Source organism: Pseudocoprococcus catus (assembly GCF_019734885.1).
Taxonomy (GTDB): domain Bacteria; phylum Bacillota; class Clostridia; order Lachnospirales; family Lachnospiraceae; genus Coprococcus_A; species Coprococcus_A catus.
Genome location: NZ_JAAXCM010000066.1, coordinates 1 through 810 on the forward strand (window position 1 = coordinate 1; position 810 = coordinate 810).

Annotated in this window: 2 protein-coding genes; one reads left to right on the top strand and one right to left on the bottom strand. The window is 52.1% G+C overall.

Annotated features, from left to right (window positions below; translation table 11 throughout):
• Positions 1-188, top strand: a 188-nt coding sequence (locus HED67_RS16930; RefSeq protein WP_207718480.1) for a tweety protein, incomplete at its 5' end; no start/stop codon positions are given.
• A gap of 28 nt (positions 189-216) precedes the next feature.
• Here the strand turns inward: HED67_RS16930 and HED67_RS16935 are convergent.
• Positions 217-810, bottom strand: a 594-nt coding sequence (locus HED67_RS16935; RefSeq protein WP_221718990.1) for a virulence-associated E family protein, incomplete at its 5' end; no start/stop codon positions are given.

Consider the following 810-nt stretch of genomic DNA (forward strand, 5'->3'; position numbering starts at 1 on the left):
ATAGCCAGACAGAGGGTGTCGGCAACGAAGTCCGGCAACGGGCTTCAAAAGACCTTGCAAACAATCTCAATCTGGCGATGATTACTATTTATACTTTTCTTTTATTTTTCTGTTGTTTTGGTTGTTATAAGGGAGAAAAGCCCGGAAATAAGGGGTTTTCCCCGGCAACCGGCTCGGCAACGGGATAGCAACAGGGGGTGCAACGGGCTGTCATTTTCAGAATGGAAGCTCCATCTGTTCTGTGACCTCCACAAAGCCATCCATTGCTTTTTCAGACGGGTTGCATAAGTCCGTTGCCGGGTTTTCACGCTCCCAGCCCTTTTGTCTGCCGTATTCGGAAAACATTCTTGGATTCGGAAAGTACCGCCAGCGGTCAATGCATTGGTTCATAATCTCGTTGATTTCCCGTATTTCCCATTGCTTCGGCTCGTCAAAGGCATGGTTCAAAGCTTCCTTGTAGAGCTGCTTGGAGCAGACCATGCTCCCGGTGTACCTATCAAGATACGCCTGTATCATTCCGGCTTTGGTGTCCTCCGGCATAAAATCCCGCTGGTGTTCTTTGAGATACCGCTGCATGTCGGGGCTGAAAGCCAGCTTGAACCTGCCGCTTCGGTAAATCTCCATCGCTTCCGCCCACATCTGCTCGATATAGGCTCTGGAAGCAGCTTCGTCCTCCAAAATGTGAACCTCGGCTTGCTCCGGGTACACCATGACGGGGATAAAGCGGCGGTTGCCGGAACGGTCAAGGGGCAGGAAGTCAAGGGCATTGGAAGTGCCGCCAAACACGCACTGACGGGGGCGGTCTGCCGG